Consider the following 15,597-nt stretch of genomic DNA (forward strand, 5'->3'; position numbering starts at 1 on the left):
CTGGGCTAATCCACCCGCAGGGGTTCCGTGCGGCCGCCTTCGAGCGTTCCTCAGACGAACTTGGCCTTGCCCGGGCCCTCTTCGACGAAGCTGCGCATCCCGCGCTCGCGGTCCTCGGTGGCGAACAGGCCCGCGAACCAGTTGCGTTCGATGGTCAGGCCGGTGTCGATGTCCGCCTCCAGGCCGGCGTCCACGCACTCCTTCGCGGCGCGCAGCGCGATCGCCGGCCCCTGGGCCAGCTTGGCGGCCCAGGCGTGCGCCTGCTCGTACACCTCGGCGGCGGGCACGACGCGGTCCACCAGGCCGAGGGCGAGGGCCTCTTCGGCCTTGATCATGCGGCCGGTGAAGATCAGGTCCTTGGCCTTGGACGGGCCGATCAGCCGGGAGAGCCGCTGGGTGCCGCCCGCGCCCGGGATCAGGCCGAGCAGGATCTCGGGCTGGCCGAGCTTCGCGTTGTCGGCGGCGATCCGGTAGTCGGCGCACAGGGCGAGCTCGCAGCCGCCGCCGAGGGCGTAGCCGGTGATGGCGGCGACGACGGGCTTGGGGATCCGGGCCACGGCGGTGAAGGCGTCCTGGAGCGCGCGGGACCGGGCGACCATGGCCGCGTGGTCCATGTTCTGCATCTCCTTGATGTCCGCGCCGGCCGCGAACACCTTCTCCCCGCCGTAGAGGACGACCGTGCGCACGTCGGCGCGGTCGGTGGCCTCCACGGCGAGCTCGCGCAGCCGGTCCTGGGTGGCGATGTCCAGGGCGTTCATGGGCGGGCGGTCCAGCAGGATGGTGCCGACGCCTTCGGAGACTTCGAGAGAGATGGTCATACGGGGGAGGTTAGCCGCCGGGGGGTCTGGGGGTCTCCCCCAGAAGGGCGCAGCACGCGGAGTGGCCCGGTGCTGTGGGTCACAGCACCGGGCCACCGGCTCACGTACGCGGATCGGCTACTTGATCCACTCCGCCCAGTCCATGTTCCAGCCGTTGAGGCCGTTGTCCGGGGCGATCTGCTTGTCCTTGGAGTTCTTCACGACGACCACGTCGCCGATCATCGACTCGTCGTAGAACCACGCGGCGGGGGTGTTGGGGTCGCCTGCGCCGCGCTCGTCCTCCAGGCCGACGCAGCCGTGGCTGACGTTCTCCGAGCCGAAGGTGCTGGAGGGGGCCCAGTAGTTGCCGTGGACGAAGGTGCCGGAGGTCGACAGGCGCATCGCGTGCGGGACGTCCGAGATGTCGTACTCGCCGCCGAAGCCGACGGTGGCGCCGTTCATCCGGGTCACCTTGTACTTCTCGCTGATGACCATCTGACCGTTGTAGGTGGTCGTCGACGGGGCGCCCGCGGTGATCGGGATGGTCTTGAGGACCTGGCCGTCGCGGACGACCTCCATCTTCTTGGAGGTGGCGTCGACGGTGGTGACCTGGGAGCGGCCGACGGTGAAGGTGACCGTGCGGGTCTGCTTGCCGTAGACGCCGGGGCGGCCCTCGACGCCGTCGAGCGCGAGCTTCACGGTGACCTTGGTGCCCGCCGCCCAGTACTTCTCGGGGCGGAAGTCGAGGCGGTCGTTGCCGAACCAGTGGCCCTCGATCGGCACGGACGGCTCGGCCGTGACGGTGATGGCCTTCTCGACGGCCTCGGTGTTGGTGATGCCGCGGGTGAAGTTGATGGAGACGGGCATGCCCACGCCGACGGTCGAACCGTCCTCCGGCGTGTAGTGGCCCACGAAGGTGTTCTGCGGGGTCAGGGTGCTGAAGGTGGTGTCCTTGGCGGACTCGCGGCCGGCCTCGTCCTTGGCCACCGCGTGCACCTTGTACTCGGTGGCGGCGGCCAGGTTGCGGGCGGGCTCCCAGGTCGCGCCGTCGGCGGCCAGCTTGCCCTCGACCGCGTTGCCCTTGGTGTCGGCCACCGTCACGGTGGTCAGCTTGCCCCCGCTGCTGGTGATCTTCAGGACGCCGCTGGTGGCGACTTCCTTCGACCCGTCGTCCGGCTTGACGTTGACCACGGCCTTGGACGCCTCGGTGCCGGTCTTCGCCGTACCGCCACCGGCCTTGCCGTTGTCCCCGCCGCTGCCCCCGCTGTTGCCGCCGCCGCTGCACGCGCTGGTCAGCAGCAGGGCCGCCCCCAGCAGAACGGCCGGCAGGCCGGTGCGGACGCGGCCGCGTATCGGCTGCAGGTTCACTCGTGTTCTCCCCATGTCCCCCGCGCACGGACAGTCGCGCGCTTGTCGACAGGAAATCACATGGGGAGATTACGAATAGGCACAGTCGTGTCACCGTTCCGTCCCAAGTGCCCGGGGGGACGGGGCGTCAGGCCCGTCAGGCCTTGCGGTCACCGCCCAGGGGCCACTCGCCCGGGTTCCAGCCGGGACGGCCGTGGTCGGGGCCGTCGTGGCCGGGACCCTCGTGGTCGGGACGGCCGTGGTCCGGCTTGCCGTGGTCGGGCTTGCCGTGGTCCGGCTTGCCGTGGTCCGGCTTGTCCTTGCAGTGGCAGGTCTGCCCGTCGTGCGCGCGCTTGTTGAGGAGGGTGACGGCGATGCGGTGGCCGGGAGTGCGGCCGTCCAGGGTCAGCGGGCCCGTCACCGGGTCGCGCGGCAGCACGTAGCCGTCCGGGACGTCCACCTCGACCACGTAGTACGAGCCGTCCGGGAGCCCGTCGAAGGCGCAGACGCCGTCCCGGCCGGTGGTGCACTCGTCCCCGACCCGCTCGTCCGCGTTGCCACCGCCCCGCTGCAGGCCCACGGCCTTGCCGGTCTCCCGCCACAGCTCGAACTCCGCGCCGCGCAGCGGCCGCTTCGTCTTGGCGTCCTTCTTCAGCACCTTGATGACGCCGGCCGGGTCCTCGTCCTCCTTCTTGTTCGGGACGGTGACGATGACGTACTCCTCGTTCTCGCCGAGTTCCACGTCGAAGGCGGTGACGGGGTCGCCGGGCCGCTCGTAGCCCGCCGGCAGGCCCACCTCCCGCCAGTAGTAGCCCTGGCCGACCGGCAGCTCGACCGTGCAGGTGCCCCGCTCGTCGGTGGTGCAGGCGCCGTCACCGAGCAGCGTGTCGGGGGTCGTTCCGGTCTGGAGGCCGGCGGTGCCGTTGCTCTCGCGCCACAGCTCGAACTTCGCCCCGGGCAGCGGCTCGCCGGTGTCCTTGTCGATCTTCCGCAGCACGACCCGGGCGCTCTCGTCCGGCGGCACGGGGGTCTTGGTGTTCACGGCCGTCCACCGCACCCCCTGGGCGGCGTTCTCGGCCGTCAGGACCAGGGTGTGGACGGGCTGCGCGGGAAGGTCGTAGCCGGTGGGCGGGGCGGTCTCGCGCCAGTAGTAGGTGCCGAGCTCCTCCTCGCGCGCGCAGAGGCCGTCGTCGCCGGTGGTGCAGTCGGCGACCTTGGTGTCGAGCTCGCCCGTGCCCTCGTACTGGAGGCCGTCCCGGCCGTTGGCCTCCTTCCACAGCTCGAACTTCGCCCCGGGCAGGGCCCGGCCGTTCTCGTCGTGCTTGATGACGGACACCGAGCCCCGGGTCGGCGGGACGGGCGCGCAGTCGGGCAGGTCACCGTTGAAGGGGTACGCGTGGAACTCCGCGCCCAGGCCGGTGGTCGCCGTCGGGCTGGTGTGGGTGATGCTGCCGGCGGTGAAGAAGCGGCCGTTCATGCCGATCATGGAGACGTCGGCGACCGACGCCTGCGGGCCGATCAGGACGCTGCCGCCGAGCTGCGCCGAGCCGGCGATGGTGGCGGTCTCCGCGTTGGGGAAGTTCCACAGCAGCCGCTCGCGCAGCCCGGCGGGGAGCAGGGCGTTGTTGACGCGCAGTACGGGGCTCTCCCCGGTGACGTTGACCAGGACGGTGGCGTTCTCCGGGATCCCGGCGAAGCGCAGGGTCTGCTGCCTGCCGGAGGGGCCGGCGAGGTCGAAGTCCACGTTGAAGACCTGGAGCGGCGAGCGGCCGTCGCCGGTGAACACCGTCTCCTGGTCGCTGTACACGGCCCGGCCGGTGGCCGTGCGCGGGGCTCCCTCGGGGAAGGCGTAGCAGGTGCTGGCGGTGGTGAGGGCGCCGCGCAGGCGGGTGTAGGGGTCGGCGGCATTCGACTGCGGGTCGTGGGTACCGGTCACGTTGCCGGTGAGGCTGCCCGCATAGGTGACCTTGCCGCCGTCGGCGAGGAGCGTCTGGCCGCGGGCCACGGTGACGTCCCCGCCGGTGGTCAGGAAGGACGAGCCGTCGGGCGGGGGGACGCGGGAGCCGACTCCCGCGATGCCCACGTTGTAGACGCCGGCCGTCTTGTTCATGTCGAAGTCGCCGAGGACGACGACCTTGCCCTCGGCCTCGGCGGCGCCCAGCCGCACCAGCATGTCCCCGCCGACGAAGACGTTGATGTTCTGGTCCCGGCCCGGGAACGGAACCCAGTTGCCGGGCTCCGGGTAGGGATTCGGGCAGCCCTCACCCGCCGCGGTACCGCCCGGGATGCAGGGCCCGAGGCCGCCCGGTAGCGGGGCCCTCAGGGTGCGCGCCGTGGCCGGGGGCTCGGTGCCGGGGCCCGCCGCGAGGGCCGTGGGGGACCCGGCGGCGAGTACGACGCCCACGGCCAGCCCGAGGGTCCATTTCCTTGCTGACATGACACTCCGTCCGCTGTCTCGCCACCTGCCCGCGCCGATGGCCCTGACAGGCTGCGGGCGGGCTTCGGCGCGGCGGACAGAAGACACTCGGCGAGTACGGCATTCCGGTCTGACAATCACTCGATTGCACCGCTCCCCCGGGGTGCGGGGAGGACCGGAGTGTGTCAGCCGGTGGCGGAGCCGGCCACCCAGTCGGCCCAGGACATGTTCCAGCCGCCCAGTCCGTTGTTGGGGGCGACGGTCTTGTCCTGCGAGTTCACGACCTCCACCACGTCCCCGACCAGCGTCCGGTCGAAGAACCAGCCCGCCGGGGTGTCCGAGCCGCCGCCCTTGTCGTCGCGCAGGCCCACGCAGCCGTGGCTGGTGTTGGTGGAGCCGAAGGTGTCGGGGCTGGCCCAGTAGTTGCCGTGCAGGAAGGTGCCGGAGGCGGTGAGCCGCATGGCGTGCGGGACGTCCGGGATGTCGTACTCGCCCTTGCCGTCCTCGCTGGTGAAGCCGACGGTGGCGCCGTTCATCCGGGTCACGTCGAACATCTCCATCACCACCATCTTGCCGTTGTAGGTGGTGTTCTTCGGCGCCCCGGCGCTGATGGGGATGGTGGACAGCAGCTGCCCCTCCCGGCGGACCTCCATCGTGTGCGCCTCCGCGTCGACGGTGGAGACCTGGGAGCGGCCGACGGTGAAGCGGATGGTCTTGTCCTGGATGCCGTACGAGCCGGGCGCGCCCTCGATGTCGCGGAGCTTCATCTTCACGGTGACCTCGGTGCCGGCCTTCCAGTAGGTCTTGGGCCGGAAGTCGAGGCGTTCGGAGCCGAACCAGTGGCCGACGACCTCCACGGCCGGTTCGGAGGTGATGGTGATGGCCCGCTCCACGTCGGCCCGCTGCTTGATCGACCGGTTGAAGTTGAAGGAGACGATCATGCCGGTGCCGACGGTGGAGCGGTTCTCGGGCTTGAAGTAGCCGATGAACCGCTCCTCGGGGACGTAGGTGGTGAAGGTGGTGTGCCGGGCCTGGCGGCGGTTGTGCCCGTCGAGGGCGACCGCGTCGACGGTGTACTTGGCGGCGAGCGCGAGCCGTCCGGCGTCGGGGTCGGGGCTCCAGCTGAGGCCGTCGGCGGCGATCTCGCCCGGGACCTCCTCCTCCTGGGCGTCCTCGACCTTGGTGACCCGGACCCGTTCGAGGCGGCCCTCGGGGACGTTCACCCGCAGCGGGCCCTCGGCCGGTACGCCCTTGGCGTTGTCGTCGGGGGTGATCCGGATGGCCTCGTCCGGGGAGCGGGGTTTGCCCGGCAGCTGGATCTCGACGGGGGATCCGCCGTCCTCGGTGCAGCCGGTCAGACCGCCCAGCAGGCCCGCCCACGCCGCCACGGCGGCCAATCCCGCCCCTGCCCGCCTCGTCAGAAGAGTCACGTTCCGTCCAACGACCGGGGCCCTCCGGGGGAAACGTGAGGGCCGGGCACGTTCCGGGCAGAACAGTCCGGGCAGAACAGTGGGAAGGACCAGACGGGGCGGGCCTGGCCGGGACGCCGGGCCGCATTCCCCCCGCCGGTACCGAGGAGCCGTGGAGGCGGGCAGTGTCGAGCGCAGCCGAGCAAGAGGCGGTGGAGACCGCCGGCAGTGATGCCGGCCGGGCCGTCGAGGGGATGGACTCCGTACGGGAGCGGGTCCAGGCGAAGGTGTTACGGGCCGCCGCACACCCGCCGCCACCGGTGTGGCCGGGCTCCTCGCACCCGCTGGGGGCCCGCTACCACGCGGGGCCTGCCGGGGTGGAGGGCACCAACTTCGCGCTCTGGGCGCAGGGCGCGGAGGCGGTGGAGCTGTGCCTGTTCGACGCCCTCGGGGCGGAGACGCGCTGCACCCTGACCGAGCTGACGCACGAGATCTGGCACGGCTTCGTACCGGGCGTGCGGCCCGGGCAGCGGTACGGCTTCCGGGTGCACGGGCGCTGGGACCCCTGGACGGGGGCCCGGTACAACCCGGCGAAGCTGCTGCTGGACCCGTACGCGCGTGCGGTCGACGGCGACTTCTCGCTGCCGCCGGAGGTGTACGGGCACGTCCGGGACTGGCCGCAGCAGTACATCGCGGACACGGTGCGCGACGACCGGGACTCGGCCCCGTACGTCCCGAAGGGGGTGGTCGTCCACGATGACGACGACTGGTCGGACGACGTCCGGCCGAAGACCCCCTGGGCCGACACGGTGATCTACGAGCTGCACGTGCGCGGGTTCACGATGCGCCATCCGGGTGTTCCCGAGGAGCTGCGCGGCACGTACGCGGGGCTGGCCCACCCGGCGGCGGTGGAGCACCTGAGGGCGCTGGGCGTGACGGCGGTGGAGCTGCTGCCGGTGCACCAGTTCGCGCACGAGGACCACCTGCTGCGGCGGGGCCTGCGCAACTACTGGGGGTACAACTCGGTGGGGTACTTCGCCCCGCACGCCGGGTACTCCGCCAGCGGGACGGCGGGACAGCAGGTCGGCGAGTTCAAGCGGATGGTGAAGGCCCTGCACGCGGCGGGCATCGAGGTCATCCTCGACGTGGTCTACAACCACACGGCGGAGGCCGGGGAGCTGGGGCCGACCCTGTCGCTGCGCGGGATCGACAACCGGGGCTACTACCGGCTCCAGTCCGACCAGCGCCGCTACGCCGACTACACGGGCTGCGGGAACACCCTGCACGCCGGGCGCCCGCACGTGCTGCGGCTGATCACGGACTCGCTGCGGTACTGGGTGACCGAGATGGGGGTGGACGGCTTCCGCTTCGACCTGGCGGCGGCGCTGGCCCGCTCGATGCACGACGTGGACATGCTGTCGCCGTTCCTCGCGGTGATCGCCCAGGACCCGGTGCTGCGGCGGGTCAAGCTGATCGCGGAGCCGTGGGACGTGGGCTCGGGCGGCTACCAGGTGGGGGCGTTCCCGCCGCTGTGGACGGAGTGGAACGACCGGTACCGGGACGCCGTGCGGGACTTCTGGCGGGGCGCGCTGCCCGACGTACGGGACCTGGGGTACCGGCTGTCGGGCTCCAGCGACCTGTACGCGTGGGGCGGGCGGCGGCCGTACGCCTCGGTGAACTTCGTGACCGCGCACGACGGGTTCACCCTGCGCGACCTGGTGTCGTACGAGCGCAAGCACAACGAGGCGAACGGGGAGGCCAACCGGGACGGCACCAACGACAACCGGTCCTGGAACTGCGGGGCCGAGGGCGAGAGCGGGGACCCGCGGATCGGGGCGCTGCGGCGGCGGCAGCTGCGGAACCTGCTGACGACGCTGCTGCTGTCGACGGGGGTGCCGATGCTGGTGGCGGGCGACGAGTTCGGGCGCACGCAGGGCGGCAACAACAACGCGTACTGCCAGGACAACGAGACGGGGTGGGTGGACTGGTCGCTGCTGTCCGACCCGGAGTGGAGCGGCCTGTTCGCGCTGACCCGGCGGCTGCTCTCGCTGCGCCGGGCGCATCCGGTGCTGCGCCGGCGGGCGTTCTTCTCGGGGCGGGCGCAGGGCGCGGACGGGCTGCGGGACCTGGCCTGGTTCACCCCGGCGGGTGCGGAGATGACGGAGCGGGACTGGTACGCGCCGGCCGCGGCGGTGGGCCTGTACCTGTCGGGGCGGGACATCCCGGGCCGGGACGAGCGGGGCCGCCAGGTGACGGACGACAGTTTCCTCGCGCTGCTGCACGCCGGGGACCGGCCGGTGGAGTGGGTGCTGCCGGGCGCGCCGTGGGCGGCGGCGTACGAGCTGGTGCTGGACACGGCGCGGGAGGCCCAGGAGGCTCCGCCGGGGACGCGGCACCGGGGCGGGGAGGCGCTGACGGTGCCGGCCCGGTCGGTGCTGCTGCTGCGGGTGGTGGGCTGAGGCGGGCGGCTGCTTACGGGAGTTGATGACCGATCCGGAGCGGAAGCTTTCGTTCCCCCTGCGATGATGTGCCCTTCCTGTGAACACACGATCACATGACCACATGGACAGGGCAGGGGCAGGCATGGGGAGATTCGGGACCGCGCTCCGGGAACTGCGGGGGGCGCAGAAGTCGGCCAAGGGGGTGTCGCTCTACTCCCGGTTCGTCAACCGGCCGGTCGGCCGGTACCTGGCCGCCGGGTCCTACGTGCTGGGCCTGACGCCCAACCAGGTCACCCTGATCAGCGCCGCGTTCAGCTTCGCCGCCGTCGCGGCGGTGGCACTGGCCGCGCCCTCGTGGGGGCTGGGGGTCGCCGTCTGGGCGGCGCTCGCGGTCGGCTTCGCCTTCGACTCGGCCGACGGCCAGCTGGCCCGGCTCCGCGGCGGCGGGAGCGCGGCGGGCGAGTGGCTCGACCACGTGGTGGACGCCGCCAAGCTGACCGCGCTGCACGCCTGCGTGCTCATCGCCTTCCACCGCTTCCCCGAGGCGTATGGGATCGGAGGGGGCGGGACCGGCTCCGACGCCTGGCTGCTGGTGCCGCTGGGCTTCCAGTTCGCCGCCGTCGTCACCTTCTTCGGGGGCCTGCTGACCGAGAAGCTCAAGCCGAAGGCCGCCCCGGGCAGCCCGGCCGCCGCCCCCTCGACGCTGCGCGCGGTGGCCCTGCTCCCCGTGGACTACGGGGTGTTCTGCCTGGTCTTCCTGCTGCTGGGCGGCGGGGCGCCGTTCCGCTGGGCGTACGCGGGCCTGGGCGCGGTCGCCGCCCTGTTCCTGCTCGCGTTCCTGGCGAAGTGGTTCCGCGAGCTCAGCGCCGTTCGGCGGTGAACTGCTCCGGCAGCTGCGGGTGCGCCGGCTCGGCCAGGGCGTCCAGGGCGCGGCGCAGCTGGGTGCTGGAGGTGTGGACGGTGTACGGGAAGTAGACGACGTCGACCCCGTGGGCGGCGAAGTCCCGTTCCAGCTTGGCCCCCTTGGGGGTGCCGCGCCAGTCGTCGCCCTTGAAGATGACGTCGAAGCGGACCTGCTTCCAGGTCTCCACCTTGTCGGGGACCGTCTCCACGAAGGCGGCGTCGACGTACTTGACGCTGCGGACGATCTCCAGCCGTTCGACGAGCGGGATCATCGGGCGGCGCCCCTTGGCCAGTTCGGCCATCTCGTCCGAGACCACCCCGGCCACCAGGTAGTCGCACCGACTGCGGGCGTGGCGGAGGATGTTGAGGTGGCCTATGTGGAACAGGTCGTAGGCGCCGGGCGCGTAGCCCACCCGGTACGGCCTGCGCTCGGACGGCACAGGGTCGGTCATGTCGCGCTCCGTCATCGGTTACCCCCCAGCGGCCGCACCCCCCGGTGCGGCGGATCAGCCGACAATAGCGTGCGCGTTCCCATATCTGTCGGGTGAACGAATAGGGTGACGTGCGCATCATCCAGGGGAGAAGGGGACGTTCAGTGTCCACATCCGGTCACCGGCGCCTGCTGCTGGTTTCCACCAACTACGCCCCGGAGCACGCGGGCATCGGCCCGTACGCCACCCAGATCGCGGAGCACTGGGCGAGTACCGGCCACGACGCGCACGTTCTGGCGGGCATGCCGCACTACCCGGCCTGGTCGGTCGAACCGGAATACAAGGGGGTGCTGCGGCGCACCGAGAAGCGCGCGGGGGTCACCGTGCACCGGCGCGCCCACACCGTGCCGCCCCGTCAGACCGCCGTCCGGCGCGCCCTGTTCGAAGGATCGATTCTGCTGCACGGTGCCGCGGCCCCGCCCCGGATGCCGAAGCCCGACCTGGTCATGGCGCAGATGCCGAGCCTCGCCGGCGGGGTCACGGCCGCTCGTCTCGCGGCCCGCTGGAAGGTGCCGTTCGTACCCGTCGTCCAGGACCTGATGGGCGCCGCGGCCGCGCAGAGCGGCATCAGCGGCGGGGACAAGGCGGCGGCGTTCGCCGGGCGCGCGGAGGCGTACGCGCTGAAGCGGGCCGCACTGGTCGGCGTCATCCACGAGACCTTCGTGGACCGGGTCGTGGCGATGGGCGTGGACCCCGGGAAGATCCGCCTCGTCCCGAACTGGTCGCACGTGGCCAAGCCCACCAAGCCGCGCGGGGAGACCCGCCACCACCTCGGATGGGCGCCCGGCCAGACCGTCGTCCTGCACTCCGGGAACATGGGCCTCAAGCAGGGCCTCGAAGTCCTCGTCGGCGCCGCCCGGCTGGATCCGCAGGTCCGCTTCGTCCTCATGGGCGACGGCAGCCAGCGCGCGGCCCTCGCGAGCATGGCCGCCGACGTGCCGAACCTGGACATCATCCCGCCCGCCGCCGACAACGGCTTCCCGGACGTCCTCGCCGCTGCGGACGTCCTCGCGGTCACGCAGCACGCCGCGGTGCTGGACATGAGCGTGCCGTCCAAGCTGACCTCCTACTTCCAGGCCGGCCGGCCCGTCGTCGCCTCCGTCGCGGCGCAGGGCGGGACCGCGCAGGAGGTACGGCGTTCCGGCGCCGGGGTGCTCGTACCGCCGGAGGACCCCGAGGCCCTGCTGAAGGCCGTCCGCTCCCTGGCCGAGGACCCGGAGGGCGCGGACGCCCTCGGGGCGGCCGGGCCCGTCCACGTGGCGGCCCACCTGAGCCGTGAGGCGGGCCTGGCCCGCATCGACGCGCTGATCGACGAAGCACTCGGGGGGAACCGGCCGTGACCGAGACGAACCGCCCGGCGACGGCCCCCGCCGAGGACGAACCCGATCTCCTGCGGGACCAGTTCAAGCAGCTCCTGCGCTACCGCCGGCTCCTCGGCGCCGGCCTGGCCGTCGGCCTGCTGGGCGGCGTCTACCTCGGCGTCTCCACGGCGGACACCTACGTGTCCGTCGCGGACGTGGTGCTGCGCGCGCCCACCGACGACCCGTTCAACCCGAGCCTGGCCCCCGACAAGGCCATCAACATCGGCTCGGAGCGGCAGGTCGCGCTCTCCCGCTCCATAGCCGAGCAGGCGGCGAAGACCCTCGGCGTGGCCGCCAAGGACGTCCCGGCGTTCCGCGGCGGCCTCCAGGTGACCAACCCGCCGCAGACGATGGTGCTGCGCTTCACCTACACCGCGGCCTCCCCCAAGGAGGCCGCCAGGCGCGCCAACGGCATGGCGGCCGCCTACCTGCTCAAGCGGCAGGAGGCCCTCGACGTCACCCGCACCACGATGGTCAAGGGGTACGAGGCCCAGCGCGACCCGGTCGCCAAGCAGCTCGACGAGGTGGCCCGGCAGATCAACAGCATGCCGGCGGGCAACGCCCGGGACGCCTCCCTCTCCTCGCGCACCGACCTCCAGAACAAGGTCAACACCCTCAACGGCAACATCGCCAAGCTCCAGGCCCTCGACATGACCCCGGGCCGGGTCACCACCGCCGCCGCCCCGCCCGCCGCCGCCGACGGGCCCGGCCTCCCGATGTCCCTCGCGCTCGGCGCGGCCGTCGGCCTGGCGCTCGGCCTGCTCGCCGCGTGGGTCCGGCTGGTCTTCGACCCGGCGCCGCGCTCCGAGGGCGACGTGGCCCGGTCCCTGCGCGCACCCGTACTGGGCTACCTGCCCCGGGACCGGACCGGCGGCGGCCCGCTCCTCGCGGCCGGGGAGGCCGATCCGCGGCTCGCCGAGGAGTACCGCTCGGTGGCGTTCCGCCTCGCCTACGACTCCCGGTTCGCCGACCGGCGCCGACTGCTGGTGGCCGCCCCGCGCGGCAGCAGCGAGACGGCCGCCGCCGTGGCCGTGAACCTGGCCGCCTCCTTCGCCGAGACCGGCAAGGACGTCCTGCTCATCGAGGCCGACCTGCGCACCCCGGTGCTGGCCAGCCAGCTGCCGACCGACACCGGCGACCGGCCGCGCTGGAGCTCGCTCTCGGGCGGCTCCGCGGGCGGCGACTCCGAGTGGCCCGACGGGCGCCGGGTCGTCGTGGACGCCGCCGAGTCCGGCGACTTCGACCTGATCCCCGGCGACCGCGTGCGCAACGTGGCGAGGGCCCTGACCTCCCGGCGCACCGGCCAGCTGATCGCGGAGGCCGACACCCCCAACTCCACCGTCGTGGTACTCGCGCCGCCCGTGCTCTCGTACGCCGACGCGCTCGCGCTGGTCGACCGCGTCGACGGCGTCCTCGTGGTCTGCGACCCGCGCGCCGTGCACCGCAGCGACCTGTCCCGGATCCGCGAGCTGATCAGCGGCGCCGGCGGGACCGTGCTGGGCGCGGTGCTGCACGCCCCGCTGCCCTCCCCCAAGCGCGGGTCCAAGGGCGGAGCCAAGGGCGGGTCGAAGGGCGGGGCCGCCGGGGACGGGGAGTCCGCCCCGGGCGACGGGAGCGACACCGTGGCGCTGCGCACCGTCCGCACGGGCCAGAGGTGAGCCGGCGGGGCCTCGCCGCGGTCTCCTCGGTCCTGGACCAGGCCGCCTCCAGTGCCACGAACATCCTGGTGCTGGTGCTGGCCGCCCGGCTGTCGTCGGCGTCGGGGTTCGCCGCCTTCTCGATGGTCTACGTGGCCTTCAGCGTGCTGCTGGGGCTCAACATGGCCTACGTCGGCCAGACCGTGGTGCTGGAGAAGGGCGAGGGGCTGGGGCGGGTGTGCCGCTCCTCCGTGCTGTTCACGGCCGCCGCGTCCGCCGCGGCCGGGCTCGTACTGGCCGCGGCGGGCCTCGCGGTGCCCGGGGACGCCGGGTGGGCGCTGCTCGCGCTGGGCCTCGTACTGCCGCCGGTCCTCGTGCAGGACGGGCTGCGCTACTGCTTCTCCGCCCTGCGGGTGCCCGAGCGGGCGCTGGCCGCGGACGCGCTGCGGCTGGTGTGCGTGGTCGCGGCGCTGGCCGTACAGCCGCGGGGAGTGTCGGCCGGCCGGCTGGTCCTGGTGTGGGGGCTGTCCGCGCTGCCGGCGCTGGCGGTGGGGGTGTGGCTGCTGCGGCCGTTCGTCCGCGGGGTGCGCGCCGACCTGCGGCCCTATCTGCGGCGCGGGCACCTGGGGCGCCGGTTCGTGGTCGAGTTCGCCGTGGGCAACGGCGCCAGCCAGCTCGCGGTGCTCGGGCTCGGGGCGTTCGCGACGCCGCTCGCCGTCGGTGCGCTGCGCGGCGCGAGCACCCTCTTCGGCCCGCTGAACGTCCTGTTCAACTCTGCGAACGCCTTCGGGCCGCCGGTGGTCGGCCGGGCCTCCGGCAAGCGGGGCGTGGTCCGGCTGACCCTGCTGACGGGTGCCGTCCTCGCGGTCCTGGGCGGGGGCTGGGCGGCGGTGCTGTACGCGCTGCCCGACCGGCTGGGCCGGCAGCTTCTCGGCGACACCTGGACGGCGGCCGCCGGGCTGCTGCCCGCCACGGGCGCGCAGTACGCGGTCATGGGCCTGGGCACCTGCGCCCTGCTCACGCTGCGCGTGCTCGAACCGAAGGCCACCCTCTCGCTCCAGGTGCTGTTCTCGCTGCTGTCGGTGGCCCTGCTGCTGGCCGGGTACGCCGGGTGGGGCGTCATGGGCGCCGCCTGGGGGCTGGCCCTGGGCTCCGCCGCGAAGGCCGCCGCGGGGTGGCTGCGGGTGGCCCGGCTGAAGGTTCCGGCGGAGGTCGCGGCCGCCGCCTGAGGTGCACGGGAGCGGGCCCGGGACGGTGGTCGTCCCGGGCCCGCGGTGTGTCCGGATCAGGAGTGCCGGATCAGTTGTAGGTGCCGGTGATGGAGACGCCGGTGCGGGTGCCGGGGACGCCCGTCAGGTCGACCGGGGCGGCCGGGCTCCAGGTGCCGTTCACGGCGCGGATGGTGTGCAGGACCCGACCGTCGGTGGTCACGAAGGCCGCCTGCAGCTCGTTGTTCACCTGCGCCGCCGCCACGTCCGTGACCGTCACGCTCGAAGGAACCACCGCGGAGAGGTCGTTCAGGACCCACTGGCCGCTCGCGAAGCGGGCCCCGTGGTAGCGCTTGGCGCCGCCCTCGGTGGTCACCACCAGCTGCAGGTCACCGCCGGTGCCGGCCACCGCGACCTCGTCGACGCCGGTCACGCCCGTCTCGGCGGAGGCGTTCCCCCAGTTCGTCCAAGTGCCGTCCGCGTGCCGGACGGTGTGGAAGAGCGACCCGCCGGAGACCGCGACCACCTGCGTGTCGGTGCCCGTCTGGGACAGCGCCACCTTCGTCACCGGCGCCCCGCCCGGGTTGCCGACCGCGCCGAACGGCGCCCACGTCCCGTTGGCGTACCGGACCGTGTGGTAGACCTTCCCGTCCGCCACGACGACGACCTGCACGTCGGTGCCGGAGGAGACCGCCGCCACCTGCGTGATGTTGCCGAGCTGGCCGGCCTCGGCGTGGACGTCGCCGAAGCCCGCCCAGTTCCCGTCCGCCAGCCGGACGGTGTGGTACAGCTTGCCCTCGTTGTTGACCGCGAAGACGTGCGTGGTGCCGTTGATGCCCGCCTCGGCGGTGGTGCGCACCCCGCCCGGAACCTCGCCGGCCACGTCCTGCACGTCGCCGAAGCCGGTCCAGGTCCGGTCCGCCTTGCGGATCGCGTGGTAGATGCCGCCGCCGGACTCGACCGCGACCTGCGCCCGCCACTGGCCCGTCGGGGCCGGCGGGGTGGTGTTCGGGGGCGGGGTGCCGGGGACGCCGACCGGGGAGACGAAGGCGAGGGCCCGGCCCGCGCCCGGGTTGACGTACGTACGCCAGTTGAACCAGCCCTTGGCGGAGACCTTGTGGCTCTCGTTGCCGCCGACGGTCTGGATCTGCGAGCCGTCGGAGGAGACCGCGACCACGAGGCTGACGTGGTTGGCCTCGCCGCTGACCGAGCCGTCGTCGTCCCACAGGACGGCGTCGCCCACCTGGGGGCCGCTGGTGTGGAGGGTGCCGTTGCGCTGGCCGTAGCTGTAGAAGGAGGCGGCGGCCGCGTTGAGGCCGGAGGTGTTGGCGCCGGCCTGCTTCCAGACCCAGCGGGAGAACTCGGCGCACCAGGCGCTCGGGTAGACGCAGCCGTAGTACGGGGTGCAGTCGTTGCCGACCTGCGAGCGGGCTATGTCGGCGACCGAGGGGGCGTCCGCCGCGGCGGGTGCCGCGGAGGCCATTCCCAGTACGGGGGCGAGGACTGCGGTGGCGAGCAGGAAGGAGCGGACGCGGGCCGACTTCTGGGTCTTGAACATGGCGTGGGTGTCCTTGGGGGAAGTGCGGA

Annotated in this window: 11 protein-coding genes; 5 read left to right on the plus strand and 6 right to left on the minus strand. The window is 73.0% G+C overall.

From position 1 onward, the window contains the following. Positions 1-50: 50 nt before the first annotated feature. The 4 genes from ACQKM2_RS23780 to ACQKM2_RS23795 all read right to left on the minus strand — a co-directional run bounded on the left by ACQKM2_RS23780 (position 51) and on the right by ACQKM2_RS23795 (position 5,981). Positions 51-818 (minus strand): enoyl-CoA hydratase/isomerase family protein, encoded by a 768-nt coding sequence (locus tag ACQKM2_RS23780; protein WP_427712887.1) that lies wholly within the window; start codon positions 816-818, stop codon positions 51-53. Between the two features lie 117 nt (positions 819-935). Further along, a complete protein-coding gene (locus tag ACQKM2_RS23785) occupies positions 936-2,180 on the minus strand; it encodes a L,D-transpeptidase (RefSeq protein WP_427712890.1) in 1,245 nt (414 codons plus the stop codon). Between the two features lie 121 nt (positions 2,181-2,301). Further along, positions 2,302-4,581, minus strand: a complete 2,280-nt coding sequence (locus ACQKM2_RS23790) for a choice-of-anchor A family protein (RefSeq protein ID WP_427712892.1) — start codon at positions 4,579-4,581, stop codon at positions 2,302-2,304. Between the two features lie 164 nt (positions 4,582-4,745). Next, positions 4,746-5,981, minus strand: coding sequence for a L,D-transpeptidase (locus tag ACQKM2_RS23795; protein ID WP_427713048.1), 1,236 nt, complete (start codon positions 5,979-5,981; stop codon positions 4,746-4,748). 242 nt (positions 5,982-6,223) lie between these two features. Here ACQKM2_RS23795 and glgX point away from each other — a divergent pair, with 242 nt between their 5' ends. Then, positions 6,224-8,428: a glycogen debranching protein GlgX gene (gene glgX, locus ACQKM2_RS23800; protein ID WP_427713049.1), complete on the plus strand. Its 2,205-nt coding sequence runs from the start codon at positions 6,224-6,226 to the stop codon at positions 8,426-8,428. 124 nt (positions 8,429-8,552) lie between these two features. Then, positions 8,553-9,290, plus strand: a complete 738-nt coding sequence (locus tag ACQKM2_RS23805) for a CDP-alcohol phosphatidyltransferase family protein (RefSeq protein WP_427712895.1) — start codon at positions 8,553-8,555, stop codon at positions 9,288-9,290. On the opposite strand, the gene ACQKM2_RS23810 is transcribed toward ACQKM2_RS23805, so the two are convergent. Then, positions 9,271-9,765 (minus strand): adenylyltransferase/cytidyltransferase family protein, encoded by a 495-nt coding sequence (locus ACQKM2_RS23810; RefSeq protein ID WP_427712897.1) that lies wholly within the window; start codon positions 9,763-9,765, stop codon positions 9,271-9,273. The two genes, ACQKM2_RS23805 and ACQKM2_RS23810, sit on opposite strands and share 20 nt — an antisense overlap. A gap of 173 nt (positions 9,766-9,938) precedes the next feature. Between ACQKM2_RS23810 and ACQKM2_RS23815 the strand changes: the two genes are divergently transcribed. The 3 genes from ACQKM2_RS23815 to ACQKM2_RS23825 are packed head-to-tail and all read left to right on the plus strand — an operon-like array spanning position 9,939 to position 14,031. After that, positions 9,939-11,144, plus strand: coding sequence for a glycosyltransferase (locus ACQKM2_RS23815; RefSeq protein ID WP_427713052.1), 1,206 nt, complete (start codon positions 9,939-9,941; stop codon positions 11,142-11,144). Further along, positions 11,141-12,823 carry a lipopolysaccharide biosynthesis protein gene (locus ACQKM2_RS23820; RefSeq protein WP_427712899.1) on the plus strand — a complete coding sequence of 561 codons (1,683 nt, stop codon included), beginning with the start codon at positions 11,141-11,143 and terminating at the stop codon, positions 12,821-12,823. The genes ACQKM2_RS23815 and ACQKM2_RS23820 overlap by 4 nt, the downstream gene beginning before the upstream one ends. Then, positions 12,820-14,031: a hypothetical protein gene (locus ACQKM2_RS23825; RefSeq protein ID WP_427712901.1), complete on the plus strand. Its 1,212-nt coding sequence runs from the start codon at positions 12,820-12,822 to the stop codon at positions 14,029-14,031. Before ACQKM2_RS23820 ends, ACQKM2_RS23825 begins: the two co-directional genes overlap by 4 nt. Before the next feature lie 70 nt (positions 14,032-14,101). Here the strand turns inward: ACQKM2_RS23825 and ACQKM2_RS23830 are convergent, their stop codons facing one another. Continuing rightward, complete coding sequence (locus ACQKM2_RS23830; protein WP_427712904.1) at positions 14,102-15,568, minus strand: CHAP domain-containing protein; 1,467 nt, start codon at positions 15,566-15,568, stop codon at positions 14,102-14,104. Positions 15,569-15,597 lie beyond the last annotated feature (29 nt).

The sequence above is a fragment of the Streptomyces sp. NPDC004126 genome, assembly GCF_050275515.1.
Taxonomy (GTDB): domain Bacteria; phylum Actinomycetota; class Actinomycetes; order Streptomycetales; family Streptomycetaceae; genus Streptomyces.